Annotated in this window: 23 protein-coding genes; 17 read left to right on the forward strand and 6 right to left on the reverse strand. The window is 45.3% G+C overall.

Features of this window, described 5'->3' with window-relative positions:
- Positions 1 to 65 precede the first annotated feature (65 nt).
- The 8 genes from fis (at position 66) to HYN46_RS09200 (ending at position 8,644) form a co-directional block, all read left to right on the forward strand.
- Positions 66 to 335, forward strand: a complete 270-nt coding sequence (fis, locus tag HYN46_RS09165; RefSeq protein WP_114899101.1) for a DNA-binding transcriptional regulator Fis — start codon at positions 66 to 68, stop codon at positions 333 to 335.
- Between the two features lie 205 nt (positions 336 to 540).
- A complete protein-coding gene (gene purH, locus HYN46_RS09170) occupies positions 541 to 2,118 on the forward strand; it encodes a bifunctional phosphoribosylaminoimidazolecarboxamide formyltransferase/IMP cyclohydrolase (RefSeq protein WP_114899102.1) in 1,578 nt (525 codons plus the stop codon).
- Between the two features lie 211 nt (positions 2,119 to 2,329).
- Positions 2,330 to 3,616, forward strand: coding sequence for a phosphoribosylamine--glycine ligase (gene purD / locus HYN46_RS09175; RefSeq protein ID WP_114899103.1), 1,287 nt, complete (start codon positions 2,330 to 2,332; stop codon positions 3,614 to 3,616).
- Positions 3,617 to 3,883: 267 nt separating this feature from the next.
- Positions 3,884 to 5,290 carry an ABC1 kinase family protein gene (locus tag HYN46_RS09180; protein WP_114899104.1) on the forward strand — a complete coding sequence of 469 codons (1,407 nt, stop codon included), beginning with the start codon at positions 3,884 to 3,886 and terminating at the stop codon, positions 5,288 to 5,290.
- 43 nt (positions 5,291 to 5,333) lie between these two features.
- On the forward strand, positions 5,334 to 5,993 hold the full coding sequence (gene lipB, locus HYN46_RS09185; protein WP_114899105.1) for a lipoyl(octanoyl) transferase LipB: 660 nt from the start codon (positions 5,334 to 5,336) through the stop codon (positions 5,991 to 5,993).
- Between the two features lie 304 nt (positions 5,994 to 6,297).
- Positions 6,298 to 6,909, forward strand: a complete 612-nt coding sequence (locus HYN46_RS09190) for an SCP2 sterol-binding domain-containing protein (RefSeq protein ID WP_114899106.1) — start codon at positions 6,298 to 6,300, stop codon at positions 6,907 to 6,909.
- Positions 6,910 to 6,911: 2 nt separating this feature from the next.
- A complete protein-coding gene (locus tag HYN46_RS09195) occupies positions 6,912 to 8,099 on the forward strand; it encodes an iron-containing alcohol dehydrogenase (RefSeq protein ID WP_114899107.1) in 1,188 nt (395 codons plus the stop codon).
- Positions 8,100 to 8,218: 119 nt separating this feature from the next.
- Positions 8,219 to 8,644 carry a DUF2059 domain-containing protein gene (locus HYN46_RS09200; protein WP_114899108.1) on the forward strand — a complete coding sequence of 142 codons (426 nt, stop codon included), beginning with the start codon at positions 8,219 to 8,221 and terminating at the stop codon, positions 8,642 to 8,644.
- A 28-nt stretch (positions 8,645 to 8,672) separates the two neighbouring features.
- Here the strand turns inward: HYN46_RS09200 and HYN46_RS09205 are convergent, their stop codons facing one another.
- Entirely contained in the window at positions 8,673 to 9,140 is a 468-nt protein-coding gene (locus HYN46_RS09205; RefSeq protein WP_114899109.1) for a tRNA (cytidine(34)-2'-O)-methyltransferase, read from the reverse strand.
- 126 nt (positions 9,141 to 9,266) lie between these two features.
- Positions 9,267 to 10,481: a sulfate adenylyltransferase gene (sat, locus tag HYN46_RS09210; RefSeq protein WP_114899110.1), complete on the reverse strand. Its 1,215-nt coding sequence runs from the start codon at positions 10,479 to 10,481 to the stop codon at positions 9,267 to 9,269.
- 178 nt (positions 10,482 to 10,659) lie between these two features.
- On the opposite strand from sat, the gene rlmM reads away from it, so the two are divergent.
- From rlmM to HYN46_RS09225, 3 genes are all read left to right on the forward strand, one after another.
- Positions 10,660 to 11,766, forward strand: coding sequence for a 23S rRNA (cytidine(2498)-2'-O)-methyltransferase RlmM (gene rlmM, locus HYN46_RS09215; RefSeq protein WP_114899111.1), 1,107 nt, complete (start codon positions 10,660 to 10,662; stop codon positions 11,764 to 11,766).
- Between the two features lie 32 nt (positions 11,767 to 11,798).
- Positions 11,799 to 12,281, forward strand: a complete 483-nt coding sequence (locus HYN46_RS09220; RefSeq protein WP_228254785.1) for a DUF3465 domain-containing protein — start codon at positions 11,799 to 11,801, stop codon at positions 12,279 to 12,281.
- 127 nt (positions 12,282 to 12,408) lie between these two features.
- The gene (locus HYN46_RS09225) at positions 12,409 to 13,251 is read left to right on the forward strand and encodes a DUF4198 domain-containing protein (protein WP_114899113.1); all 843 of its coding nucleotides are present in this window, start codon (positions 12,409 to 12,411) and stop codon (positions 13,249 to 13,251) included.
- Positions 13,252 to 13,333: 82 nt separating this feature from the next.
- Here the strand turns inward: HYN46_RS09225 and tmk are convergent, their stop codons facing one another.
- The 4 genes from tmk to HYN46_RS09245 all read right to left on the reverse strand — a co-directional run bounded on the left by tmk (position 13,334) and on the right by HYN46_RS09245 (position 16,794).
- A complete protein-coding gene (tmk, locus tag HYN46_RS09230; protein WP_114899114.1) occupies positions 13,334 to 13,927 on the reverse strand; it encodes a dTMP kinase in 594 nt (197 codons plus the stop codon).
- A gap of 3 nt (positions 13,928 to 13,930) precedes the next feature.
- Positions 13,931 to 15,082, reverse strand: coding sequence for an endolytic transglycosylase MltG (gene mltG / locus HYN46_RS09235; RefSeq protein ID WP_114899115.1), 1,152 nt, complete (start codon positions 15,080 to 15,082; stop codon positions 13,931 to 13,933).
- A gap of 27 nt (positions 15,083 to 15,109) precedes the next feature.
- Positions 15,110 to 15,961, reverse strand: coding sequence for an aminodeoxychorismate lyase (pabC, locus tag HYN46_RS09240; protein ID WP_114899116.1), 852 nt, complete (start codon positions 15,959 to 15,961; stop codon positions 15,110 to 15,112).
- Between the two features lie 176 nt (positions 15,962 to 16,137).
- Positions 16,138 to 16,794 (reverse strand): hypothetical protein, encoded by a 657-nt coding sequence (locus HYN46_RS09245; protein ID WP_114899117.1) that lies wholly within the window; start codon positions 16,792 to 16,794, stop codon positions 16,138 to 16,140.
- A 506-nt stretch (positions 16,795 to 17,300) separates the two neighbouring features.
- On the opposite strand from HYN46_RS09245, the gene ahcY reads away from it, so the two are divergent.
- The 6 genes from ahcY to HYN46_RS09275 all read left to right on the forward strand — a co-directional run bounded on the left by ahcY (position 17,301) and on the right by HYN46_RS09275 (position 25,462).
- Positions 17,301 to 18,686, forward strand: coding sequence for an adenosylhomocysteinase (gene ahcY / locus HYN46_RS09250; protein ID WP_114899118.1), 1,386 nt, complete (start codon positions 17,301 to 17,303; stop codon positions 18,684 to 18,686).
- Positions 18,687 to 18,850: 164 nt separating this feature from the next.
- Positions 18,851 to 19,687, forward strand: coding sequence for a methylenetetrahydrofolate reductase [NAD(P)H] (gene metF, locus HYN46_RS09255; RefSeq protein ID WP_114899119.1), 837 nt, complete (start codon positions 18,851 to 18,853; stop codon positions 19,685 to 19,687).
- 46 nt (positions 19,688 to 19,733) lie between these two features.
- Entirely contained in the window at positions 19,734 to 20,309 is a 576-nt protein-coding gene (locus HYN46_RS09260; RefSeq protein ID WP_114899120.1) for an FMN-binding negative transcriptional regulator, read from the forward strand.
- Positions 20,306 to 21,679, forward strand: coding sequence for an adenosylmethionine--8-amino-7-oxononanoate transaminase (bioA, locus tag HYN46_RS09265; protein WP_114899121.1), 1,374 nt, complete (start codon positions 20,306 to 20,308; stop codon positions 21,677 to 21,679). The genes HYN46_RS09260 and bioA overlap by 4 nt, the downstream gene beginning before the upstream one ends.
- Positions 21,676 to 22,389, forward strand: coding sequence for a 16S rRNA (uracil(1498)-N(3))-methyltransferase (locus tag HYN46_RS09270; RefSeq protein WP_114899122.1), 714 nt, complete (start codon positions 21,676 to 21,678; stop codon positions 22,387 to 22,389). The genes bioA and HYN46_RS09270 overlap by 4 nt, the downstream gene beginning before the upstream one ends.
- Positions 22,390 to 22,570: 181 nt before the next feature.
- Positions 22,571 to 25,462 (forward strand): putative bifunctional diguanylate cyclase/phosphodiesterase, encoded by a 2,892-nt coding sequence (locus HYN46_RS09275; protein ID WP_114899123.1) that lies wholly within the window; start codon positions 22,571 to 22,573, stop codon positions 25,460 to 25,462.
- Positions 25,463 to 25,805: the final 343 nt, after the last annotated feature.

Genomic DNA, 25,805 nt, shown 5'->3' on the forward strand with positions numbered 1-25,805 from the left:
GCACTCACTGCGATGACTTCCCCCATCTTGCAGTATGAATATGATTTCGCTTCGGATTTTTACCCATGAATATCAAGTCACCTGATTTTAACAACCCTACCGATGTCGCACTACGCCTTCATGTTGAACGCGCTGTTCGTCATTACTTTAAACAACTTGATGGCGCAGAACCTGTACAAGTGTACGACTTGGTTCTCGCTGAAATTGAAAAACCACTTTTATCTGTTGTACTTGAACAAACTCGTGGTAACCAAACCCGCGCGTCAGAAATCCTCGGATTGAACCGCGGCACGCTTCGCAAAAAACTTAAAGCACATGGCTTAATGAGCGAGTAAGCGTTAAAATATCTATAAGTACGGTAAGGGCTGGTTTTCCAGCCCTTATTGTTTATGTTGTTTGCGTTTGCACTGGATCAAACCGCGATGTGTCAAGTGTTCGATCGTTTTATTTTCGCTATACGCTGACTGTGCACCGCCTTTATTGCAATTGCATTAAATAAACATTCTTTTTCATTTTTTATTATCAAGCCAAACGCCTATCATGACTGTCTCTCGCGCCCTGATTTCTGTTTCTGACAAAACTGGCATCGTTGAATTTGCCCGTGAACTATCCGCTCTCAATATCGAACTCCTGTCAACAGGTGGCACATATAAGCTGCTAAAGGAAAATAATATTCCTGTCGTTGAAGTCTCCGAACACACTGGCTTCCCAGAAATGATGGATGGACGGGTTAAAACTCTTCACCCCAAAATTCATGGTGGTATTCTGGCTCGTCGTGGCATTGATGAAGCGGTTATGCAAGCGCATGACATCGCTCCGATTGATCTTGTTATCGTTAACCTCTACCCTTTTGCACAAACGGTTGCCAAGCCAAATTGCTCACTTGAAGATGCGATTGAAAATATCGATATCGGTGGTCCAACCATGGTTCGCGCAGCGGCAAAAAATCACGCGTCTGTGGGCATCATTGTAAATAGCAGTGACTATAGCCGTGTTATCGATGAGCTTAAAGCCAATCAGACTCTGTCTCAGGCAACCCGCTTTGACTTGGCGGTAAAAGCCTTTGAACATACTGCACAGTATGATGGCATGATCGCCCAGTACCTTGGTGCGCGTGTTGGCAAGACTGAAGATCAAAAACCCGATGCTTTTGCACGTACGTTTAATCTGCAATTGGTTAAGGCGCAAGACTTACGCTACGGCGAAAATCCGCACCAATCAGCAGCGTTCTACATTGATCCAAGCGCACGTGAAGCATCCGTTGCAACGTCAAAGCAATTGCAAGGCAAAGAACTGTCTTATAACAACATCGCTGATACCGATGCAGCTTTAGAATGCGTAAAATCTTTTGCAAAACCAGCTTGCGTCATCGTTAAACACGCGAACCCATGTGGTGTCGCAGTTTCTTTAGGCGGCATTTTAGAAGCGTATAACCTTGCCTACGCGACCGATCCTGAATCGGCATTTGGCGGAATTATCGCTTTCAATCGCCCGTTGGATGTTGCAACGGCACAGGCGATTGTCGCGCGTCAGTTTGTTGAAGTGATCATTGCGCCTAGCTTAGAAGAGGGTGTGTTAGAGATTACTGCAGCGAAACAAAATGTCCGCGTGCTGACCTGTGGTCAACTTCCAGATATCAGTGCACGTACCAGCCAGTTGGACTTCAAACGGGTCACTGGCGGGTTACTGGTTCAAGATCAAGACTTGGGCATGATCAAAGATTCTGACCTGAAAATCGTCAGTAAACGTGCGCCTACCGAAGCCGAAATTCATGACCTGATCTTTGCATGGAAAGTGGCAAAGTATGTGAAGTCTAACGCTATCGTTTACGCTAAAGATCGCCAAACCATTGGTATCGGTGCAGGTCAAATGAGCCGTGTGAACTCTGCACGTATTGCTGCGATTAAAGCAGAACATGCGGGACTTAATGTCCACAATGCTGTCATGGCCTCCGATGCGTTCTTCCCATTCCGTGACGGAATTGATAACGCAGCGAAAGTGGGTATTTCTTGCATTATCCAGCCGGGTGGTTCTATGCGTGATAATGAAGTCATCGCTGCAGCCGATGAACACAACATTGCCATGGTCTTTACCGGTATGCGCCACTTCCGTCATTAATGAATGATGAGTGAGCATTAGAAAACTCCCCCTGCTTTTTGGGGGAGTTTTTGTTTTTAAGCATCTTCAATAAAACCACCTTAAAAACATATTAATGCTAAAATACGCCGCGACATTTCACGTATAAAGGTTGAGGGATTATTCTTCATCCGATTGGCGGTATGTCAACTTCATTTGATTTAACGATTTCATTAGCTTTTAAGGGAACACTATGAACATTCTCATTCTCGGTTCAGGCGGTCGTGAACATGCGCTCGCATGGAAATGTGCCCAAGACGAAGCGGTCAGCCAGATCTTTGTTGCTCCCGGCAATGCCGGCAGCGCGCTTGAAGCCAAATGTGAAAATGTTGCCCTGAACATCCTAGACAATGATGCAATCATTGCCTTCGCCAAAGCCAATGCGATTGATTTAATCATCGTCGGCCCAGAAGCTCCGCTTGTGAATGGTGTTGTTGATGCCTGTCGCGCCGCTGCACTTAAAATCTGGGGCCCGACCCAATTTGCAGCGCAACTGGAGGGCTCTAAAGCCTTTGCAAAACACTTTTTAAAACGTCATGAAATTCCGACTGCTTTTTATGATGTGTTTACCGACGTAGCGGCTGCCAAAGCTTATATTGATCAAAACGGCGCACCGATCGTGATCAAAGCGGATGGACTTGCTGCGGGTAAAGGCGTGATCGTGGCAATGACTGTAGAAGAAGCTTATGAGGCCATTGATGACATGCTGGCAGGCAATAAGTTTGGTGATGCAGGCTCACGCGTGGTCATTGAACAATTCCTAGATGGTGAAGAAGCCAGTTTCATCTGTATGGTCGATGGCTATAACATTCTCCCGATGGCAACCAGCCAAGATCATAAACGTATATTCGAACAGGATCTCGGTGCCAACACCGGTGGCATGGGTGCTTATTCCCCTGCCCCAGTTGTCACCTCTGAAATTTTCCAGCAAGTGATGCAGCACATTATGCGCCCAACCGTAGATGGTATGGCTGCTGATGGTCACCCTTACACGGGTTTTCTCTATGCGGGCCTCATGATTGACTCAACCGGCACAGCACGTGTCATTGAGTTCAACTGCCGCTTTGGCGACCCTGAAACACAGCCCATCATGATGCGCTTACAGTCGTCACTTGTTGAACTTGTTGAAGCAGGTCTTGCCGGCGAACTTCCTAGCCATGCAGACTGGGACAGCCGCCCAGCAATCGGTATCGTGCTTGCGGCGGGTGGTTATCCTGCAGAGATTCAAACAGGCGATGTGATCCATGGTTTAGAATCGGTCAGTCCGACTGCTAAAGTCTTCCATGCTGGAACAACACAAAAAGATGGCAAAACCGTCACGAGCGGCGGTCGTGTTCTTTGTGTAACCGCTTTGGGTCATACCGTAGCTGAAGCGCAAAAACTGGCGCTGGAAGGTGTTGCACAGATTTCATTTGATGGCATGCAGTATCGCCGTGATATCGGCTACCGCGCCATCGCCCGTGAACAAGGCAACGCATAATCAAGTCCTACGCACCACCACCGATACTCAAATCGTTGATCTACAAAATGCTCATTTATGAGCATTTTGTGCAAGTTGACCCTCTATTCATCCGATCTGCACCGAGAAGCAATTGAATAAGCTATCCGTTCCCCTTATGATGGCTTAGATCGATTCGGGCATGATGTTTATCTAATCACCGATGTGCCATCAGTAAAAAATATAACCTTGTTAAATTTAAGAGCAGCCTCATTTAGTTATAGCTCTTATTCAGGATAAACCACGCTTATGTCTGATGCCTCAAACCCCAATACTCGTGATAAACATAAACAGCATCATACCCTCGACAAGCTGAAAACCAGTGCCTTTGAAAGACGGATGTCTTTAGCGAAAGCATCACTTCGCGCTGGCTCACGTTGGGCCACAGTTAATGCTGGCACGATGTTTTCAAGTGAAGCAGATAAAGACCGTAAGCGTAAGAAAGTCATGAGCGAACAAGCTCAGTATCTCGTGCAAGAAATGGGCAAGCTGAAAGGTTCAATCGTGAAGATTGGACAGATGATGGCGCTCTATGGCGAGCACTTTCTGCCACCAGAAGTGACCGAAGCACTCCATACGCTCAACAATGACACGATGGCGCTCTCATGGTCCGCTATCGAACAACAGCTCAAACTCGAACTCGGTAGTAAGCTCGATGAGCTGAATGTCGATCAAGAACCCCTAGGCACCGCCTCACTGGCACAAGTACATCGCGCAGTGCGCAAGTCAGACGGACTCGAGATTGTCCTCAAAGTGCAATATCCGGGTGTAGCCGCGGCAATCGATTCAGACTTAGGCTTGTTCCGCAATATGCTCAAACTGACGCGCATGGTTCCTCAAACCCGTGAGTTTGAAGAATGGTTTAGCGAAGTCAGTGAAATGATGCATCGCGAAGTGAACTACCAAATGGAAGCGGCGACTACTGAGCGCTTCTATGAACGCCTCAAAGATGATCCGCGTTATATCGTGCCTCAGATTATTCACGAATACTGTACCGATGGCGTGCTGTGCATGACCTTTGAACGAGGTGTCCCGATTAACAGTGCCGTCATGCTCTCTCTGCCGCAGTCACGCCGCGATAAGCTCGGTGCCGCATCGATTGAGATTGCCGTACGCGAGATGTTTGAGTGGGGGGAAATGCAGACCGATCCAAACTTTGGTAATTACCTCGTACGATTGGGCAATGGCAAAGACATTCCAGACAAGACCATACTCTTGGATTTTGGTGCGATCCGTGGTTTTGACAGTAATCTGCTCAAAGTTGCTCGTAACCTGATTATTGCGGGTTATAACCATAACAAAGCGGAAATGATCGACGCGATGCAAGGTTATATCTTTTTTGATCAAATGCCTGCAGAAGTCAAACCGGGCATGGCCGATGTTTTTCTGATGGCGACCGAGCCCTTCACCTCGCCAGAAGTTAATCCCGATGCACCTGCAAATGTTTTTGATGCAGAAGGTAAATATATCTGGAAGCAAAGCTTACTGCATTCACGCGTTATGAAACTGGCTGGTAATTCGATGACTTCGCGCTACTTCAGCATCCCACCTAAAGAATTTATGTTTATTAGCCGTAAATTCATCGGTGCCTATACCTTTATGACCGTGATTGATGCTCGTACCAATGTGCGCAGCATGGTGAGCAAGTTCTTGTAAATCAGGCTTCACTTTTTACTTTTTTACCGTGTCAGTGAATACCATGTCGATACCCGCATTACATATCCGCCACTTTGAAGGTCTCGTTGATTATGCAGAGACCTATCGGGATATGCGTGAACTGACCGAACACCGTGATGCAGATACGCCTGATGAAGTCTGGCTACTCCAGCATCAGGATGTGCTGACACAAGGTCAAGCAGGTAAACCCGAACATATCTTATTTAATCCGCTTAATCTGCCCATCATCCAATCTGACCGCGGTGGTCAAGTCACTTGGCATGGCAAGGGGCAGCTGGTTGGCTATCTGCTTTATGATCTGAATCGTTTAAAGTGGAATGTGCGCCAGTTGGTGACGAATACCGAAAACGCCTTGATTGAACTTCTTAATCATTACGATATCGATGCCTACGCAAAAAAAGACGCACCGGGTGTGTATGTCGATGAAGCCAAGATTGGATCTCTAGGCTTTAAAATAAGACATGGGCGAAGCTACCATGGACTGTCACTCAATATTGATTGTGATCTTGCAGGGTTTGGTCAAATTAATCCTTGCGGATATGCAGGGCTAGCAATGACCCGTTTAATCGATCAGCTCCAAGCTCAAACGCCCCAAAAGCCCTTCCCTAGTTTTGTTCAGGTTGCCCAAGCGTTAGAGCAAATTCTTCGTGCTCAACATGACTTGCCCACTACTGAAAAGTAAAAAAACAGACCTAATCGCTGTTTTTGCGAGCAACCGCGACGTCCGCAATGAAACTTTGGACGATTAAGAACAATGAGTCACAGACATATAATGCAGATCTACGCAGTATCTGATATCTTTTAGCCCGCTATCGATTTATGATCTTGTGGTGATACCATCTACTGCAAGGACGCTATCCGTACTGTGTACCAATGCAGTCAGTAGCAACAATAATTAATCATTATAGAAATGAGCAACGTTACGATAGTGGAACCAAAACTATGGTAGCTCGCCCCATAACTTAGCCCAGTGCTAGAGAGAGTCAATGTCTGTGAAATCATCACCAATATCCTCTACGACCCAACGTATTGTCCCCTCAGCTCAAAAAGCCTATGTTGGCTTAATGATGGATGTGATTGCCCGTGCACTCGTGTCTGCGAGTCAAATTGATGGTGAACTGCATGGTGAGCTGGAAGGCTTTAAAGCTGGCACTACGATCCAAATGATCGTTCTGCCTAAAGGCGCTAACTTCACGATCCAAGTTCAAGAAGATAAGACCCTGAAGCGTGTTGATTTAGGCGATCAAAAGCCCGATCTTTCCGTCAAATTCAAACATGTAAGTCATGCATTTCTCGTATTCTCTTTTCAGGAAAGCACGGCTCAAGCCTACGCCAATGACCGTATGGTTGTCGATGGTGATACCGGTTATGCAACGCGCTTTGTACGCTGCCTCAACCAATTAGAAGCATTGATCCTGCCTAAACTTGTAGCTGATCTAGCAGTTAAGCGCTACCCGACCGAACTTGGAATCGGTGAAAAATTCAATAAAGCGGCTCAAATTTACCTGAATGTTGCTGGCTCCTATGCTGAGCTACTGCCTAAAGCAGCGCAACTCTTGAGTCAGACCCTCTCTAACAAAACCATTAAACGGAGTTAATCATGTCAAAGTCATACTACGAATTTTTCTGCCCTGTCAAAGTCGTTGCAGGACATATGGCACTAGAACATATTCCGTTTGAACTTGCCGCTTTGGGCGCCAAACGCCCAATGATTATTACTGATAAAGGCGTACGCGTTAATAATCTGCTGGTTCCCATTGAAGCCGCGTTCATCGATGCCGAAAGCGTCATTTCAGCCATTTTTGATGAAGTGCCACCAGACAGCAGTCTGCAAACCGTCCGTGCAGCAGCGCAGCTGTACCGTGAAAACAACTGCGATGCGATCATTGCCGTTGGTGGCGGTTCAGTCATTGACACCAGTAAAGGCGTGAACATTCTCGTCTCTGAAGGCGGCGATGACCTGCTGAAATACTCAGGCGCACACAATCTGCCACGCCCACTGAAACCATTTTTCGTTGTGCCGACTACAGCCGGTACAGGCTCTGAAGTCACCGCAGTTGCAGTGATTTCGGACACTGAAAAAAGCATCAAAATGCCTTTCGCATCGTATTACCTGATGCCCAATGCCGCGGTTCTTGACCCACGCATGACTCAGACGCTGCCACCGCATATCACCGCTATGACCGCAATGGATGCATTGACACACGCTGTAGAAGCCTACACTTGCCTAGCGCACAATCCGATCAGTGATGCTTATGCCACAGCCGCAATTAAGAAGATCAGCGAAAATCTGATTTTCGTTCTCGACAATCCTAAAGATGCCAATGGCCGCCTTGAACTCGCTCAAGCATCAACCATGGCCGGTATTGCATTCTCAAATTCAATGGTCGGTCTTGTCCACTCCATCGGACATGCAACTGGCGCTGTGGCACATCTGCCACATGGTTTAGCGATGAGCCTGTACCTGCCATATGTACTTGAATACAACATCGACACCAATGGTGATCGTATTGCCGATTTGCTGCTCTACCTTGCTGGTGCAGAAGTCTACGCAGCGACTCCTGCAAAAGAACGGGCATTAAAAGCGATTCAGGTGATCCGCAATATGCGCGATACACTTTATGATCGCACCAAACTGCCACGCACTTTGCAAGAGACTGGTAAAGTTGAGAAATCGCAGCTTGCTGAGATTGCTAAGAAAGCCATTGATGACGGTTCAATTATCTACAACCCGAAAGAAGCCAATCTCAAAGATCTCAAAGCGATCTTGGAAAAAGCTTGGGGTTAATGATTTTTCTGAAATGAATTGAAGAAAAGGGTGCCTGATTAAGGCATCCTTTTTTTTATTCTAAATATGTTAGAGTCAATTCGTAATTGAGTTAAACCAAACGACTTGGACTATATCTGATGAAAAGACTTTATATCGTACTCACAGCACTCTTGATTTCCAATGCAACATTTGCCTTTGAAACCAATAAACCGGATAAAAAACTGGTGGCTGAATATTTAGTCGCGGCGAAGTTTGAAGACGCAGCGAATGCCACACTTGCTGCTATCGTAGAAAGATTGCCAAAAAATACGCCTCCAGAACAATTGGCGGCTTTAAAGAATGCACTGAATAAAACCATGGGATGGGATGCAACCAAAGATCAATTAGCCGACTTGGTCAGCAACACCTATACCAAGCAGGAACTTGAAGCCTATATTCAATTCTCAAAAACACCTGCTGGTATCTCTTATTCAGAAAAAATCACACCTTTTAGCAAAGGCTTTTCTGAAATCGTTATTCAAAACGAAGCCAATTTGAAAAAGGCGGAACAACCCAGCAAATAAGGGTGTGGCGCCTCAGGCATCTGACGCCTTATACATCAATCCCCTGCTGACGCCATGCCTCATACACCATCACGGCTGCAGAATTGGATAGATTCAAACTGCGCGAATCAGGCTGCATCGGCAGTCTGAGCCAATGCTCTGCAGGAAACATTTCACGCACTTCAAGCGGCAAGCCTTTAGTTTCAGGCCCAAATAGAAAAGCCACAGGACGGTTTAAATCCGTTGTGAATGGAGAAGCTGATCCTTTGGTCGTGAGTGGAAAAATGGCCGAGACACCCTGCTCCTTCACATTGGCTAGACAAGACTCCAAATCAGGCCATATCTGCATTCTTGCCCATTCATGATAATCCAGCCCTGCACGCCTTAACTGTTTGTCTTCTAGCGTAAAACCCAGTGGTTCGATCAAATGTAGATGCGCACCCGTATTGGCACATAAACGGATGATATTTCCAGTATTCCCGGGAATTTCAGGTTGGTACAAAATAATATGAATCATGTTTAACACACTTATCCATGAGCAAATACAGCTCGACTTTAATCCAAATCACTTAAAAATAAAAAAGGTGATCACTCATGGAGCAACCACCTTTTCTACGTCTCTACAGCATCATAATCCTATGGATTATTTTGCAGAGTGACCTTTTAGCTCAACAACTGCGCGATCTTCTTTTGCGATGGTTGCGTAGTAGTTACGCAGCACTTGCAATACTTCAGGACGACTAAAGTTCGCTGGCACTTCTTCATCTTCTGAGAGTGCTTTACGCAGTTTAGTACCAGACACTTTGACATGATGCGATGCATCATGTGGGCAAGTTTTGGTAGAAGCCATCGCTTCACACGCATTACACCAGAAGGTCCAGTCAATTTTCAGTGGCAATGTGATCAGTGCATCACGGCCGATCTCATCAAAAATATGCTGTGCATCAAATGGACCGTAATAATCGCCCACACCCGCATGGTCACGACCGACAATCAGATGTGAACAGCCATAGTTTTGGCGGAATAATGCATGCAATAACGCTTCACGAGGACCTGCATAACGCATGTCGAGTGGATAGCCGGATTGAATCACGGTGTCTTTTCTGAAGTAGTTATCGATCAATACGCCAATCGCTTCTTGACGTACATCCGCAGGAATATCGCCTTCTTTCAGTTCACCGAGTAGTGAATGAATCAACACGCCATCACAAATTTCTACTGCGATCTTCGCTAAGTATTCGTGTGAGCGGTGCATTGGGTTACGGGTTTGGAACGCCGCAATGGTTTTCCAGCCTTTTTCTTCAAACAATTTACGGGTTTCTGCTGGGGTCATGTAGATGCCCGCATACTTGGTTGGGAACTCACCTTGTGACAGAACCTTCACCGGTCCAGCAAGATTGATCGCGCCTTGGTTCATCACCATTTTTACGCCAGGGTGTTCGATGTCGGTCGTACCGAATACTTCACGGCACTCCAGATCTTTATCGATACCGTATTTTTCAGTCAGGGTCAGAATGCCCATGATTTCGCCAGTTGCTGTATCTGCCAGCGCAACTTCTTGACCGATTTGTAATGTGTTTGCAGTTGCAGTATCCGTTGACAAGGTGATTGGAATTGGCCAGAACAAGCCATTATCCAATTGCATATTGGTGACAACGCCTTTCCAGTCTTTTTCACCCATAAAGCCCGTAAGTGGGGTGAAACCGCCGATCCCAAGCATAATCAAGTCACCCACTTCACGCGAACTGATATTGATGGTGGTCAATGTCTTGGCGTGTTGTTGCGCCTGTGCCAGTGCCTCGCCTTCGAGTAATAACGTAACGAGGGTTGGACTACCGTGTGGGGTAACTAAGGCCATGAGAACTCCGTAAAGTGAAAAACACGTGTATTAAACGTAAATATTGTCTATGAGACGAATGAAAACCAATAAACAACTATAAAAAACCAAAACAAAAATCTGATCAGGTGCATTAAAAAGTGCGCGAGGGATTATAATACTTCACAACCTTTTAATCCAAACATAAAGCACATCATCAATGACAACTTCAAATCCTGCCCCAAATCCTAAACCGAGTAAGAAAGCTGTAAAACCAGCCATCGTCGGTCTACTGTCCCTTTGCCGTCCAGGTTTTGAACGTGAATGTGCTGCAGAATTAGAGCGTTGGCTCGGTGAGTTAGGCGCTGACGGTTATGCCAATTTTGAAAAAATCAGCGGTCAGGTGATCTGGATTGGCACTAGCCCCAAATGGCCTGTTACCCGAGATTTAGTCTTCTCACGCCAAGTGATTCGTTTATTGGATAAAAAACCACTGTATTTCGAAGCTCGTGATCGTATTACACCGATTCTGACTGCTATGGCAGGCATGAAATTCAGTGCGATTTACCTCGACCATCCCGATACCAATGATGGCAAGGCGCTGTCTGATCTCTTTGAACGCTTACAACGTCCGCTGCTCTCTGCCGCTGGTAAACAAGAAATTCTGGATCGTGAAGCAACCATGCGTGCGCATCTGGTTTTCATTGATGGCACATCGGCTTGGTTCGGCATGAGTGAACCGGGACAAACATTACGCTGGCCCATGGGAATTCCTCGCTTAAAGATGCCTGCTGATGCACCGAGTCGCTCGACCTTGAAGCTCACTGAAGCATTTGCATACTTCTTAAGTCCAGAAGAACAAAAAGAATGGCTGCGCGAAGGCTTAACTGCGGTTGATCTTGGTGCATGCCCAGGCGGTTGGACTTGGCAATTGGTTCAGCATGGCATTCAAGTCATCGCGATTGACAATGGTGCCATGAATGAAAAACTGATGGAAAGTGGCTTAGTCGAACATTTCAAAACCGATGGCTTCATCTATCGCCCTAAACGCCCTGTACATTGGTTGGTCTGTGATATGGTAGAACAACCTGCCCGCGTTGCTGAACTCATCGGCGATTGGCTAGCCGATGGAGCAGCTGGACGAGCCATCTTTAATCTTAAACTTCCCATGAAGACCCGCTTAGATGAAGTCATGTTTTGCCGAGATCTCATCGAAGGCATCGTGAAGAAATCAGGGAAAAAATTAGAACGACTCGAGTTCCGTCAGCTTTATCATGATCGCGAAGAAGTCACGGGTTATGCGGCTGTTGCCGTACGTCCAGAATAAATTCAAACCATGAACAAGCGAAGGGTGATGTCTTGAACAGACCATTATCAGTGAAAACAATCCTGTTTATTCTTGCGCTGTGTGTGGGGTACTTCCTCACCACGCGCCATGAACAAAGTCATCCTTCGCTGCCCAACACTCCTGTACGGGATTCATCCAGCTATCAATCTCCATCCCGTACAGATCAACCTCCTCAGCAATCTTTTGATCATCGAACGATTGAAGGCAGTGGTCAGGTCGTGAAAATACTGCCGGATGATAATAAAGCGGGCGGAATTAATGGGAGCCGTCATCAACGCTTTCTATTGCGCTTAGACTCAGGTCAAACAGTTCTCGTCGCGCATAATATTGATCTTGCACCCCGTATTGATCATCTGCGCGTTGGCGGAACTGTTGAGTTTAAAGGCGAGTTTATCAATAACGACAGAGGCGGTGTGCTTCATTGGACGCATCGTGACCCCAATGGTCGTCACACGGATGGCTGGTTAAAGTACGGTGGTCAGATTTACCAATAAGTTTTAAATACGATTTCCCACATCAGCTTCCCAGCTATCTATTGAACAAATTAATAATACTTTATTACGCTGGGATGACTATAATCAATAATCATTCTCATATGTTTATTGATTATAGGCCCTCGCAATGACACTATCTCCGGTATATAAAACTTCGTTTTTAGCAGCCATGCTATTCTCATCATCGGTTGCACTCGCACATACCCCTTATATCTTGCCCTTTCATTTTGATACCAAGAAAGATGTCGCCACGATTCAAGCCTCAGCGACAGAAGATCTTTTTATCCCAGATCATGGGATTACCGGTGACTTTACAGTGACCTCTCCAGCAGGGACCAAAAGCAGTATTACCGATGCAACCTCTCTCAAAGAAGTTACCCTCGTTCAAGTGCCGCTGGCTGATAACGGCACCTATCGCATCACGTTAAATGCAAAACCGCGCGTGAGTAAATATACCAACATCAATGGCCGCTGGCTCAGTGTGCGCCCCGCTCGTCCAGATGGCAGCCTACCTAAAGAAGCACTAAGTGACCGAGGTTATGCCTTACCGAGCGAACTCAGTAAGGATGCCAAACTGGTTGAATCAACATCAACCCGTACACTTGAAACCTTTGTCACCAAAGGGGCAAGCTCAGATAAGGCACTAACACCTACTGGCAAAGGACTAGAGCTCAAATTTACGGATAATCCAAGCGAGATTTATGTCGATAAGGGCTTAGAGTTTGATGTTTTGTTTGATGGCAAACCCGTCAAGAACCAAGTTGTGCAAATTGAACAGCCCGGCAAGGCACCTATTGAACTGACAGCAGATGAAAAAGGTCATGTCAAAGCAACGTTCACACAAGCAGGGACTTATCTTCTGGAAGCAACTTACCCTAATGACCCAGAATCCCACAACGAAAATGGCCGTAAAACACCGCCTAAAGCCAACAGCTATAACTATGGCTTAAGCTTTTCCGTTTCACAATAAACTCAGTAAAGCTTATTTTTAGTGCGTAAAAAAAGAGGCTGTATCAATGTAATACAGCCTCTTTTGCTCAAACCATCGCCTATCAAAGGTGATTTAAAACTGCCTTTAAAACATCAGACGCAGCTAACGTCGCATCGACACGGATAATCCGATTACTTTCAGCGACAGCACGCTCGGTATAGACAACACGCACCCGTTCAAAAAATTCTAAACGTTCCTGCTCAAAACGATCTAAAGCCCCACGCTTGGAAGCGCGCGCCATTCCAATTTCGACTGGTGCGTCTAACCAAAACGTTTTATTCGGTAAAACCGATACAAACTGATCAACCAATACCTGAACTTGTGCAGTTGGCAATGCGCGTCCACCGCATTGATAGGCAAAACTGGCATCCACAAAACGATCACAGAGTACCCACTTGCCTGCCGCAAGCGCAGGCTCAATCACTTGACTGATATGCTGGGCACGCGCTGCAAAGAGCAAAAGCAGCTCGCAAGCAGGTGCGATTTTTTCACCATCTGGCGTTAATAATAATCCACGAATTTGCTCAGCCAGCGGGGTACCACCCGGTTCGCGCGTCAGAATATATTCAATTTTCAGTGTATCTAAATGGGCCGCCACGCCTTGTATTAAAGTACTCTTGCCTACCCCTTCAGTCCCTTCAAAACTAATAAACATGACTTAATTCCCTACTGAATTGGTGTCTTTTCTAGCGCGCATCACTTGCAGATACTGCTGTACCGCCAAATTATGTTCGGCCAGTGTATTGCTGAATTTATGACCACCCGTCCCTGTCGCCACAAAATATAATGCATCAATCTTGGCAGGATGGAGTGCTGCATGGATTGCAGCCTGACCGGGCATAGCAATCGGGGTTGGCGGCAATCCATTGATTGTATATGTATTATATAATGTTGGTGTTTCTAGATCCTTGCGGGTAATGTTGCCTTCATAACGATCCCCTAAGCCATAAATAACGGTTGGATCAGTCTGCAAACGCATCCCTTGTTTCAAGCGATTCACAAAAACGGCGGCGACTTTGGCACGCTCACCATCCACACCTGTTTCTTTTTCTACAATAGACGCCATGGTCAGCGCATCATTTTGGGTATGATAAGGCAAATCAGGGGCTCGATTCTTCCACTCAGTACTGACTATTTTCTTTTGCTTCTCATAGAGTAGCTTAAGAACATCGACATCACTCACACCCGCAGTAAAGAAGTAGGTATCCGGTGCAAACCAGCCTTCGGGACTTTTTTCATTGATACCCAGTTTAGCCATGAGCTGCGCGTCTGGGAGGTCAAGTACCGTTTTCTCGACTTCGTCATTGGCTTGCAAACGTTTTCTCAATTGATTGAAAGTCATCCCTTCAACGAGTAAAACACGATTGAGTTGCGCAAGCTCTCCACGATTCAACAGATTCAGCAGTTGATAAGCATTAACCCCGGCTGGCAACTCATACGCACCAGCCATCAACGTATTATGAATAAAGATGTGTTGATACGTTTTAACGATCAGTGGGAAGCGCACCATATCGCGCTGCGCCATATAATTAATGAGACCAGAATAAGTCTGCCCATTCTTAATTTGCAAGATTTTGCCGTTTTCACTGATCGAGATCGGACGGAATAACGACTGCCAGACGGCAATACAGAAAAAAATACTTAAAATGAGTCCAATGCTTTTAAACCAAGGAAACCCTTTGTTTAAAGATTGATTATGTTTACCCGCAGTTTTTGCCCCGCGTGAATGAGTGGAACGTTTAGAGGACGATTTGGCGGTCGTCTTTTTAGAATTATTTGTATTAGGAGCTTTGCGCGGCGGCTGAGGCATGACAAAAACCGATTTTTTAGAAGGCGGCTAGAATAACAGATTTGATAATGATTTCACTGCCTCGAAATCGAGCAAACGATCCTGCAAGTGTGAAACAGGTACCATGCCAGTTAACGCATTACAAAAAAATAACGCCTCTATTTTAAACAGAGAATCACGGTGTAAGGATTCTATGCGTAAAGGGAATTTGCGTTCTTCCATTCGAGCGATCAACTCAGCACGCATGACTCCTTGAATACCTGAGAGTGATATCGGTGGCGTCATCCACTGACCCTCAATACGAAAAAAACAATTGCTGTAAACACCTTCGACAATTTGACCCTGCGCATCACAAACTAAAGCCTCTACCCAGCCACAGTTTGCGAGCTCCCGTCTTAAAATCACTTGTTCAAGCCGATTTAACGTTTTTAGTCCCGCCAACTGCGGTATAGTTTGACCCAAATGCCCCTGCAATAGACCGCTCTTAATCGGTTGTTTTTCATGCGATGTTAAAGCACCACTTTCTGGAAACAACTGGATGTAGATTGTTGACGCTTGATCAGGAGCTAAATATCCGCGCGCCCCAATACCACGGCTGATGATGACTTTTAAAATACCATTGATTAAAATCCTCGCCTTTTGCATCACTTCAGTTTCAACCCAAGCCATCTCCGCATTTAATGTCAAACGCCGCACACCTTGCGTGAGTCGATCCAGATGATGATTCCATAATAGCGGCGTACCATCGCGCACAAGAATACTGGTAAAGAATCCATCTCCATATAAAAAAGCACGGTCAAAAGGATCAATACCTAAACAGGGTGATCCATTCATAAAAGTCGTCACCACCTCTTCTACCGAACAGGTGCTTACATCCGATGTCGCCACTTTTAATGTCATGGTTTCAAAATCAGTATAGGAATGAAGAATAGTGATCTTTATAAACTAAATTCGAAAATATTGCCCCTGAGGAAAGATCTTTTTTAGACATAAAGAGCAATCCATAATTTTTAAGCAAAAAAAACGAGCCGAAGCTCGTTTTTTTCATCTTAAGACTTAAACTTCGGTCTTAGATATTAGAAGCGGTAAGAAACACCAGCTTTAGCAACTGGAGACCATTTGTATTGATCAGCCAAGTTGTAGTCTTCGCCAGGGAAGTGTGAGTCTAAGTAAGCTTGGCCAGCTGCGTTAGTTGCGCGCAGTTTAGCTTGTTGTTGACCTTGATAGATTACACCAAGATCAAGGTTAACACCCCAATGGTCGTCGATCTTTGGTGCAAAACCAAAGCCGAGGTATGGGTTAACAGAAGGACCAGTTGACACTTTACCAACGATGCTACGATCGTTAGAAGTCAGCTTGATTGAGCTGTCTTGGATGTAAGTACCGAACTGTACGTTGAACCAGTTATAATATTGCGCAGTGAATGGGCTATATTTGATAACAATAGAGGTGTTCTGTAAATCGCTGTAGTTCGCTTTGTATTTGCGATGACCAACGTTTAATGAATCGCCATGAACATTTGGGAAGCTACCGCCTGCCCAACCGATATTCAAGCTAGTGCTTGGGTTCACTGCGTAGCCAAAGTTTACACCGTAGCCAGTAGTACCGGCTTCTACGCCAACTGACAGGTTTGACAATGACAGTGCAGGATCACCTAAGTTTGAAGGCGCAGCAAAAGTTGATCCAGCAGCGAAAACAGCTGCAGTAACAGCAAGAATACGAAGAGTTTTCATAGATATTCCTCAGAACTAAATATTATTAGTAGAACACGATGTTCTCTAGTGGGGTTATTAAAACATAATTTGAAACAAATTTGCATCATTAAAAATTGTAACGTTTGCTTATTTTATGTAAAATTTTAGGTTATTTTTTGTACTTATAGCTAAATTTCAATAACAATCAATACTTTAAAAACATCGTTTATTTCCGTTTTATTACTAAGCGGTTACATTTTAGTGTCAGATTACGCACCAAAACAAGCCTACCTGGTGCTTTTTATGCACTTTTTTAGCGATATCTATATAAATTTATGTAAACCCCTAGTCGAAATGAATACACATCCGTACAATATCACCGCCGAGGGATGCTGCAACAAGATGAATATGCTTGCTCTATATAAGTACTACATATCAATCTTGCTAGGCTCGGTACGTCGCTCTTTCAACACCGCTGCTCATATCCAATATAAGTAGCAATTCTAGCAACGGCATCCGCGAACTTAAGTGATCAGGAGATCCTCATGAACGCGGTTGTAAACAATACAAACGATTATAAAGTTGCTGATATCACCCTTGCTGACTACGGTCGCAAAGAAATTCTTCTCGCTGAATCTGAAATGCCAGCTCTGATGGGGCTACGTCGTCGCTACGCTGCGGCGAAACCATTGGCCGGTGCAAAAATCCTTGGTTGTATCCACATGACGATTCAGACTGCGGTCTTAATCGAAACATTGGTCGACCTTGGTGCGGAAGTTCGCTGGACCTCATGTAATATTTTTTCGACTCAAGACCACGCTGCCGCTGCAATCGCTGCAAGCGGTACGCCTGTGTTTGCCTGGAAAGGTGAGACTGAAGAAGAATACTGGTGGTGTATCGAACAACAACTTCATGTGAATGGCGAACTCTGGCAAGCCAACATGATTCTGGATGATGGCGGCGATTTGACCGGCGTAGTCCATGATAAATACCCGCAACTTCTCGCTAATATCCACGGTGTAACCGAAGAAACCACCACAGGTGTCGCTCGCCTATTTGAAATGTGGAAAGACGGCTCACTCAAAGTTCCTGCGATTAACGTTAATGATGCCGTGACTAAATCGAAAAACGACAACAAATACGGTTGCCGCCACTCGCTGAATGACGCCATCAAACGTGGTACAGACATGCTGCTTGCAGGTCGTCGCGCACTCGTAATCGGGTATGGCGATGTGGGTAAAGGTTCAGCGCAATCACTACGCCAAGAAGGCATGATCGTTCGCGTCACCGAAATCGACCCGATCTGCGCAATGCAAGCCTGCATGGATGGCTACGAAGTCGTTTCTGCTTATAAAAACGGAATCGTTACTGGCAATACTGCGGATATCGATCAAGTACTCCTTGGCTCGACTGATCTCATCGTCACCACAACAGGTAACGATAAAGTCTGTGATGCCGCAATGCTTGACACACTTAAGAAAGGTGCTGTTGTTTGTAATATTGGCCATTTTGACACTGAAATCGATACCGCTTACCTGCGTAAGAACTATCGTTGGGAAGAGGTAAAGCCTCAAGTACACCAAGTATTTCGTAGCGATGCACGTGACGACTATCTGATTCTTCTTTCCGAAGGTCGTTTGGTCAACTTGGGCAATGCTACAGGTCATCCTTCACGCATCATGGATGGTTCATTTGCTAACCAAGTATTGGCTCAAATGTACCTGTATAGTGAAAAGTTTGCTGACCTCCCTGCTGATCAAAAGCAAGCCAAGGTGCGTGTTGAACTGCTGCCGAAGAAACTTGACGAAGAAGTTGCTGCGGCAATGGTCGCAGGTTTTGGTGGTGTATTAACCCAGCTCACCACAGAGCAAGCGGCTTACCTTGGCGTCCCCGTTGAAGGTCCGTTCAAGTCTGATAGCTACAAATACTAATCTCTAAACGTAAAAATTTCCTTCATGTCACCCTGATGTGAAGGAAATACACTATGTCCGATTTTATACACTCGCAAACTTTTTGAGTCGTTTAAAACGATGCAATGGTCACGGCCAAAAATGTTTGATTGATCTTATTAAAACTATTTTATTGAACAACCATCATGAGCACATCAACGTCAACGCCGATCTCTTTTGAATTCTTTCCACCTAAAACAGATGTCGGTGCAGAAAAAATTCTAAAAGTTCATCAAGAACTGCAAGCCTTAAATCCGGCTTACTTCTCCGTCACTTATGGTGCAGGCGGATCCACACGGGATCGTACACTATCAACGATTGATGCGATTCATGGTCAAGGCGCACCAGTTGCTCCTCACCTATCATGTATCGGTGATGATAAAGCCCGTATTGCTGAACTCCTCGAACGCTATAAAGCGCAAGGGATTCGCCACTTAGTTGCGCTCCGCGGTGACCTCCCTTCAGGTCAAGTCGGCCTAGGCGAACTGCCATACGCGCGCGATCTGGTCCAATTCATTCGTGAAACGACAGGCGATCACTTCCATATTGAAGTTGCTGCTTATCCAGAGATGCATCCACAAGCGGAATCCTTTAATAAAGACATCGAACAGTTTATTGCCAAAATAAAAGCGGGTGCTAACTCAGCCATCACACAGTTCTTCTTTAATGCGGATAGCTACTTTTATTTTGTGGATGAACTCGCCAAACGTGGTGTTCACACGCCAATTATCCCAGGCATCATGCCGATTACCAATGCCAGCAATTTAATTCGTTTTGCCGACTCATCTGGTGCTGAGATTCCACGTTGGATCCGTAAACAGTTAGCGGCTTTTGGTGATGATAGTGAAAGCATCCGTGCTTTTGGTCATGACGTTGTGGTCAATCTTTGTCAACGTCTCATTAAAGGCGGTGCGCCCGCATTGCATTTTTATACGATGAATCATACTGAACCCACCCAACAACTGGTCTTAGACATTCGTTAATTCAAACATTATGATCCGCGCAAAGGATCTTGAGTGAGCTTGGTAAATGTATATTCCCCATTCATTTAAGATGGAAGAAACGGCACACATAACCCAGCTCATTCAGGATCATGGCTTTGCGACACTCATCCATATTGATCATGGCATCCCCATGGTCAGCCATGTGCCCTTATACCTCGATGTTGCACAGCAAAAACTGATTGGACATCTGGCAAAAAAGAACCCGCATACTGAGCTGCTCAACCACTCTGAAGCTTATGTGATCTTTCAGGGACCGCACGATTATATTTCGACTGAAAACCATAATACCCGCGGTGTACCCACCTGGAATTACGCGACGGTTCATATTCGGGGACGTAGTACAGTCATTGATAATGATGCGCTGATCACCCAACACATCACTGCCCTTCTGCATCAATACGAAGACACTGACTTAAATACTGCTCTTTTTGATCAACTTAAAAGTGCAATCGTATTTTTTGAAATTGATATCGATCAGATTGAAGCAAAATTTAAACTCAGTCAAAATCGAACCGTTGAAGAGCAACAACGCGCGATTCAAGATCTGCTGACTAGAAACCCAGCACTCGCCAATCTCATGCAAAAGGTCTTATTTGAATGAATATCTTTAATTCGACCTCCCCCCTTTGGCACCCCTGCACCCAAATGCAAAGCCATGAAACCATGCCCCCCATTCAGGTCGTGCGTGGACAAGGAGCGTATTTGTACAAAGCGGATGGCACGCCGATACTAGATGCCATTAGCTCATGGTGGGTCAACTTGCACGGACACAGCCACCCAGTAATTAATGCAGCCATCATTGATCAATTGGGGCAGTTGGAACAAGTGATGCTCGCTGGATTCACGCACCCCCCGATTGAACAACTGGCGCAGCGCCTTGTTGAAATCACGCGTCCAGAGCTTACGCGTTGCTTCTTTGCAGATAGTGGCTCGGCAGCCGTTGAAGTCGCGCTCAAGATGAGTCTCCAGTACTGGCATCAATCCGATCAGCCGCAGCGCAAAACATTTATCTCCTTAGCCAATGGCTATCATGGTGAAACGCTGGGCAGTCTGGCCGTCACAGACATCCCCCTCTTCTCCAGTCAATATCAACCGCTACTGATAAAGCATTTACGTGCTCCATCTCCTGATCTGACATTGAAAGAAACCGGAGAGAATGATGACGCGTTTCTTAAACGTCAATTTGCCGCATTAGAAAAACTATTAATTGAGCACGCTGAGCAAGTCTGCGCAATCATTGTTGAGCCCCTCATTCAAGGCGCGGCTGGCATGAAAATGTATCCACCGATATATCTCACGTGGTTACGCCGTTTGTGCGATCAGTTTCATGTTCATTTAATTCTCGATGAAATTGCCGTAGGCTTTGGTCGTACAGGAACAATGTTTGCACATGAACAAGCCGATATCACCCCTGATTTTTTATGTTTGTCGAAAGGGCTGACCGCTGGCTACTTACCGATGTCTTGTGTGATGACCACTGAAAATATCTATCAGGCTTTCTATAGCCCACAAGTTGCACGTGGCTTTCTACATTCACATAGTTTTACTGGCAATCCACTGGCTGCTCGGGCGGCTTTAGCCTCCCTTGATTTGTTTAAAAATGAACAGGTCTTGGATCGCAATCAACTCCTTATTGCAGCCATGCAAAAGGCACTGGAAAAGCTTAAGCCTCACCCACATATTGGTCATATCCGGCAAACTGGTATGGTTGGTGCCTTTACCTTATTGCAAGCCAATGGGCAACCCTATTCAGCTCATGACTCGCGCGGACAATTGATTGCACAATTCGCGATGAACAAGGGCGTTCTATTACGCCCGATTGGTCATCATATTTATCTCATTCCCCCGTACTGTATCAGTGCGGACGAAATTGAACATATTATTGATGTGGCACAACAGGCCATCGAGTGGGCAGTAATGCAAACCCTATCCACGCCTCTATCACCCACAGGAAATATTTCACTGCCATGAGTCGCTTTTTTGCAGATATTCCACTCACCATTGGTGAAAAGGTGGAACTCCCGGAAGTTGTCTTTCATCATTGGGTGCGCGTCTTACGTGCGGAACTCGGTGAACGGGCAACTTTTTTCAATGGATTAGGCGGAGAGTATCAAGCAGAACTCATTGAGATAAATAAAAAAAATGCATTTGCTCAAATCTCGGACTTTAATCCCATAGATCGAACAGAGCCTTATTTTGTCACGCTTGGGCAAGTGATGAGCAAAGGGGATCGTATGGACTATGCGATTCAAAAAGCAACGGAATTGGGTGTGGGAGAGATCCAGCTCCTGACCAGCGAACGCTGTGAAATGCGTCTAAAATACGACCGAGATCAAAAAAAAATAGATCATTGGCAGCAAGTGGCGATCGCGGCATGTGAGCAATGTGGTTTAAATCGTGTACCCAAAATTCTTGCCCCACTCGGACTTGCAGACTGGTATAAAATTATTGAGGCAGAATTAAAGCTGGTTCTTGCGCCAATTGATGCACCGGATCCGATCCCTAAGCAACTCCCCAAAACAGTTGCATTATTGATTGGCGCTGAAGGGGGCTTAAGCGAAGCAGAAATTATTGAAGCAGAAGAAAACGGCTTCTTACGCTGGCAAATCGGCCCACGAGTATTGAGAACCGAAACTGCACCAGTCGTTGCATTAGCAAGACTAAGTATTTGCGAAAAATGATGTTACAACAAGCGTATAAAGTGATACCTTAACACAAGGTAAAATTTAGCTGTAATACATAAATATTAATCAACCAGTCAACGTTTGTGAGTGTATGTTTTTTTAAGCATCAACTCTCTCGTTAATCATGGCAATACAAGTAGAAAAACTCGCCGCCTTAAGCGGAATGTAGGAGCGATGAATGTCGGAACAAGAAGACCAAAGCATTCTTATGCAACGCATTTGGCGTATGCAGATTGCAAACGCTCGTGCGCATCAAGGCCTCTTGCATTTTGCATTGCTGGGACTCGTCTTAATTACATTCTCGTTTTATCAACAATTCTCACTTGTCGATAGCAATCAGTTGGCAGGTTGGACTGTCGCTGCAATCAGTCTCATCGCTGTTTCTGCAGTACTTAGCAATCATATCAACAGCAGACAACATCGTATTTCTACTGAGATTATTGACATTTACTTACTGGTGAATACCTTCGTCTTCGGTATTATCATGGCATTTGGTCAAGTGATTTTTCATGCCAATGTCGCGCCCTTTAGCACCCAAAATACATTAGATATTTCTGTTAATCTGTTTGGCTTCGCCATTCTGTTTTCGCATATGGTCGGACTGATTTGCTATACAGACCGCTATCGCTATTTCTGCACCTTCGTTTTGACCAGCATGTCTCCACTCATCGCGCAGCAGTTAGTACGCGGTAGCGAAACGCTGATTAAGCCGAATAGCATTTTGATCGATATCTACATCCTCTTTATTTTATTTTGCGGTTATCGACTACATAAGATTAGAACCAAATCGGCTTGGCTGGTTATACGCAACGAAAACCTCATCGATTACATGGAATCGTCCAAAGACCATACGGAGTTGGTCAATGCCCAACTTGAACAAGAGATGAGACAACGGATTTATACGGAAGAAAAACTTCAGGAATCGAATACCCGTCTAGAAGAAAAAGTGCGTGAACGTACTCAAGATCTGACGAACAGTAATACCCAGCTACAAAGTTCACAACAGCGTCTAGAAATGGCACATAGTGCCGGTGGCATCGGTACATGGGACTGGGACATTGCCCATCGTAAAATGCACTCTACCAACTTTGAACAGATCCTCGGCTATAGCGATGAAGAGATGGAGTCATTTCTTTCCGATATGGCAAAGATTGTCCATGTTGAAGATTATCCTATCGTCCGTCAGGCTGTTGCAGCCCACCTCCTCAATCATACTGATCGCTATGAAGCTGAATTCCGCATGCGCCACAAGTATGGTTATTGGGTCTGGATTCAGGATATCGGTCGCGTCGTAGAACGCGATCCTCAAACACGCTTTGCAAAGCGAATGGTTGGCGTTCGCCGGAATATCAATGCGGAAAGACTAGCAGCCGAAGGCCAGAAACTCTCTTCGACAGTATTCCAGCAAGTAGCTGAAGGGATTTTTATCCTTGATGGCAAAATGCGCTATATCAATATGAATCCGTTCTTTGAAAAAATCACTGGATTTTCAAGAGACGAACTCATTGGCAACGGCTTCTTAAATCTGAATCGTATCTTCACGACCCGAGCCCAACAGTCGCAACAAAAAATCATCAAAACACTAGAAACCATTGGTGAGTTCGAAGGTGAAGCCATTGGTCAGCATAAAAATGGCGATGAGTTCCCGATGTGGATGCATATCAACTCCATCGTTGATGAAAAACAACGCAAAACTCATTATGTTGGCATTATCAGCGACCTGACTGAACGCAAGAAAAACGAGCAACGTCTGTCCTATCTGGCCAACTACGATCTACTCACCGACCTACCTAACCGCAACTTCTTTAAAGATCATTTACACCAGTTGATTTTGCAAAGCACCGATGACGACTCCTCTTTTGCACTGTTACGCTTGAACCTTGACCGCTTCCGCTTACTCAATGACCTGCTGGGTGCTGAAGGGGCTGATCAACTCTTAAAGCAAGTGGCTCAGCGTTTGTCTAGTTATGATGCACGTACAGGAATCATCGCCCATTTAGGCGGCGATGATTTTGCAATCGTCCTGCCCCATACCGAAGAAAATCAAAAAGAGCTTGAGCAATACTGCGAAAAATTACTCGAAGTGTTTGAAACACCTTTTGATATTAAAGCCCAAGAAATTACTGTCACGATTTCAGTCGGTATTGCGATATTCCCAGAGCATGGCCGCCAAGTAGATACCATTTCAAACTATGCAGAAAATGCACTGCAAGAAGCCAAACGCGTCGGGGGCAATACCATTCGCTTTGCAAGTAAGCAATTGGGTATCCAGTCCCTTGAGCGGATCAATCTTGAAAACGCCTTACGCAAAGCGCTCTCCAGCGAACAATTTGTCGTGTATTACCAAGCCAAATTCAATGCAGCTACTCAAACAATCGTCGGTTTCGAAGCCTTAGTTCGTTGGAATCATCCAACCAAGGGCTTGATTGCGCCGATCCAATTTATTGGTCTGGCTGAAGAGATGGGTATTATCTCTGCACTGGGTGAGTTCGTACTGGATCAATCCTGTGCCCAAATCAAAAAATGGCAAGAGTCTGGCTTTGATAGTCTCACCGTTTCAGTCAATGTTTCTGCGCAGCAATTACAACGCGGTAATTTCATTGCTACGATTGATCGCATTCTTAAAAAGCATCAGATTGATCCCAGCCTGCTTGAATTAGAAATTACCGAAACATTACTGATGGATGAACCTGAAAAGGTTCGCGGAATTCTACAAGAGATTAAAACGCGAAATATTTCGATCGCGCTGGATGACTTTGGTACAGGTTACTCCTCACTCTCTTACCTTGGGCTCTACCCCATCGATGTTATCAAAGTTGATCGCTCCTTTGTCATGCACATGACCAGTAATCATGAACAGCGCGCTATTGTTCGTGCGATTCTTGCGATGAGCCATTCCTTAAACATGAAGGTCGTTGCAGAAGGCGTCGAAACCATTGAGCAAGCGCAGCTACTTCGCGCCGAAGGTTGTGATTTATTGCAGGGATTCTTGCTGAGCAAGCCCCTGCCTGCATTTGAAGCAACCCTACTCTTGATCAATGCCATGAGCACTCCTCTGATTACCATTTAAACTTCATCAGCGGTCATTCACAGAATGATAGAAAGCCACTTTCATTTCAAAGTGGCTTTTTTATATCTACAAGACGAACATGTTAAATACAAAGTAATCCTCACAAAAACATATTACTGCTATGGTATAATCGACCGCTTGGTACTTTTGCTACAAATCTTGTAGTTCGCGAACCACTTAACAGACTTTTATCATGAGTTTGTATGCAAGTCCGCTCTTCGCAAACGGCTGATCAAAAATGAGCCTGACCAATGATCGACTATTAACGTGACTGCAGCATTTCATGACCGGTTGTCATAAAGCCAGTCACGTCCCCGATATATGATTATCGTAAACGCTTTTA

Source organism: Aquirhabdus parva (assembly GCF_003351745.1).
Taxonomy (GTDB): domain Bacteria; phylum Pseudomonadota; class Gammaproteobacteria; order Pseudomonadales; family Moraxellaceae; genus Aquirhabdus; species Aquirhabdus parva.

Bases quoted from the DNA above. Each gene is read 5' to 3' on its own strand.
- bioA (WP_114899121.1), top strand. From the start codon at position 20,306: ATGAATATCTTTAATTCGACCTCCCCCCTTTGGCACCCCTGCACCCAA.
- mltG (WP_114899115.1), bottom strand. From the start codon at position 15,082: ATGCCTCAGCCGCCGCGCAAAGCTCCTAATACAAATAATTCTAAAAAG.
- lipB (WP_114899105.1), top strand. From the start codon at position 5,334: ATGTCGATACCCGCATTACATATCCGCCACTTTGAAGGTCTCGTTGAT.
- HYN46_RS09245 (WP_114899117.1), bottom strand. From the start codon at position 16,794: ATGAAAACTCTTCGTATTCTTGCTGTTACTGCAGCTGTTTTCGCTGCT.
- pabC (WP_114899116.1), bottom strand. From the start codon at position 15,961: ATGACATTAAAAGTGGCGACATCGGATGTAAGCACCTGTTCGGTAGAA.
- fis (WP_114899101.1), top strand. From the start codon at position 66: ATGAATATCAAGTCACCTGATTTTAACAACCCTACCGATGTCGCACTA.
- HYN46_RS09190 (WP_114899106.1), top strand. From the start codon at position 6,298: ATGTCTGTGAAATCATCACCAATATCCTCTACGACCCAACGTATTGTC.
- sat (WP_114899110.1), bottom strand. From the start codon at position 10,481: ATGGCCTTAGTTACCCCACACGGTAGTCCAACCCTCGTTACGTTATTA.
- tmk (WP_114899114.1), bottom strand. From the start codon at position 13,927: ATGTTTATTAGTTTTGAAGGGACTGAAGGGGTAGGCAAGAGTACTTTA.
- metF (WP_114899119.1), top strand. From the start codon at position 18,851: ATGAGCACATCAACGTCAACGCCGATCTCTTTTGAATTCTTTCCACCT.
- purH (WP_114899102.1), top strand. From the start codon at position 541: ATGACTGTCTCTCGCGCCCTGATTTCTGTTTCTGACAAAACTGGCATC.
- purD (WP_114899103.1), top strand. From the start codon at position 2,330: ATGAACATTCTCATTCTCGGTTCAGGCGGTCGTGAACATGCGCTCGCA.
- rlmM (WP_114899111.1), top strand. From the start codon at position 10,660: ATGACAACTTCAAATCCTGCCCCAAATCCTAAACCGAGTAAGAAAGCT.
- HYN46_RS09200 (WP_114899108.1), top strand. From the start codon at position 8,219: ATGAAAAGACTTTATATCGTACTCACAGCACTCTTGATTTCCAATGCA.
- HYN46_RS09180 (WP_114899104.1), top strand. From the start codon at position 3,884: ATGTCTGATGCCTCAAACCCCAATACTCGTGATAAACATAAACAGCAT.
- ahcY (WP_114899118.1), top strand. From the start codon at position 17,301: ATGAACGCGGTTGTAAACAATACAAACGATTATAAAGTTGCTGATATC.
- HYN46_RS09275 (WP_114899123.1), top strand. From the start codon at position 22,571: ATGTCGGAACAAGAAGACCAAAGCATTCTTATGCAACGCATTTGGCGT.
- HYN46_RS09205 (WP_114899109.1), bottom strand. From the start codon at position 9,140: ATGATTCATATTATTTTGTACCAACCTGAAATTCCCGGGAATACTGGA.
- HYN46_RS09260 (WP_114899120.1), top strand. From the start codon at position 19,734: ATGTATATTCCCCATTCATTTAAGATGGAAGAAACGGCACACATAACC.
- HYN46_RS09225 (WP_114899113.1), top strand. From the start codon at position 12,409: ATGACACTATCTCCGGTATATAAAACTTCGTTTTTAGCAGCCATGCTA.
- HYN46_RS09195 (WP_114899107.1), top strand. From the start codon at position 6,912: ATGTCAAAGTCATACTACGAATTTTTCTGCCCTGTCAAAGTCGTTGCA.
- HYN46_RS09270 (WP_114899122.1), top strand. From the start codon at position 21,676: ATGAGTCGCTTTTTTGCAGATATTCCACTCACCATTGGTGAAAAGGTG.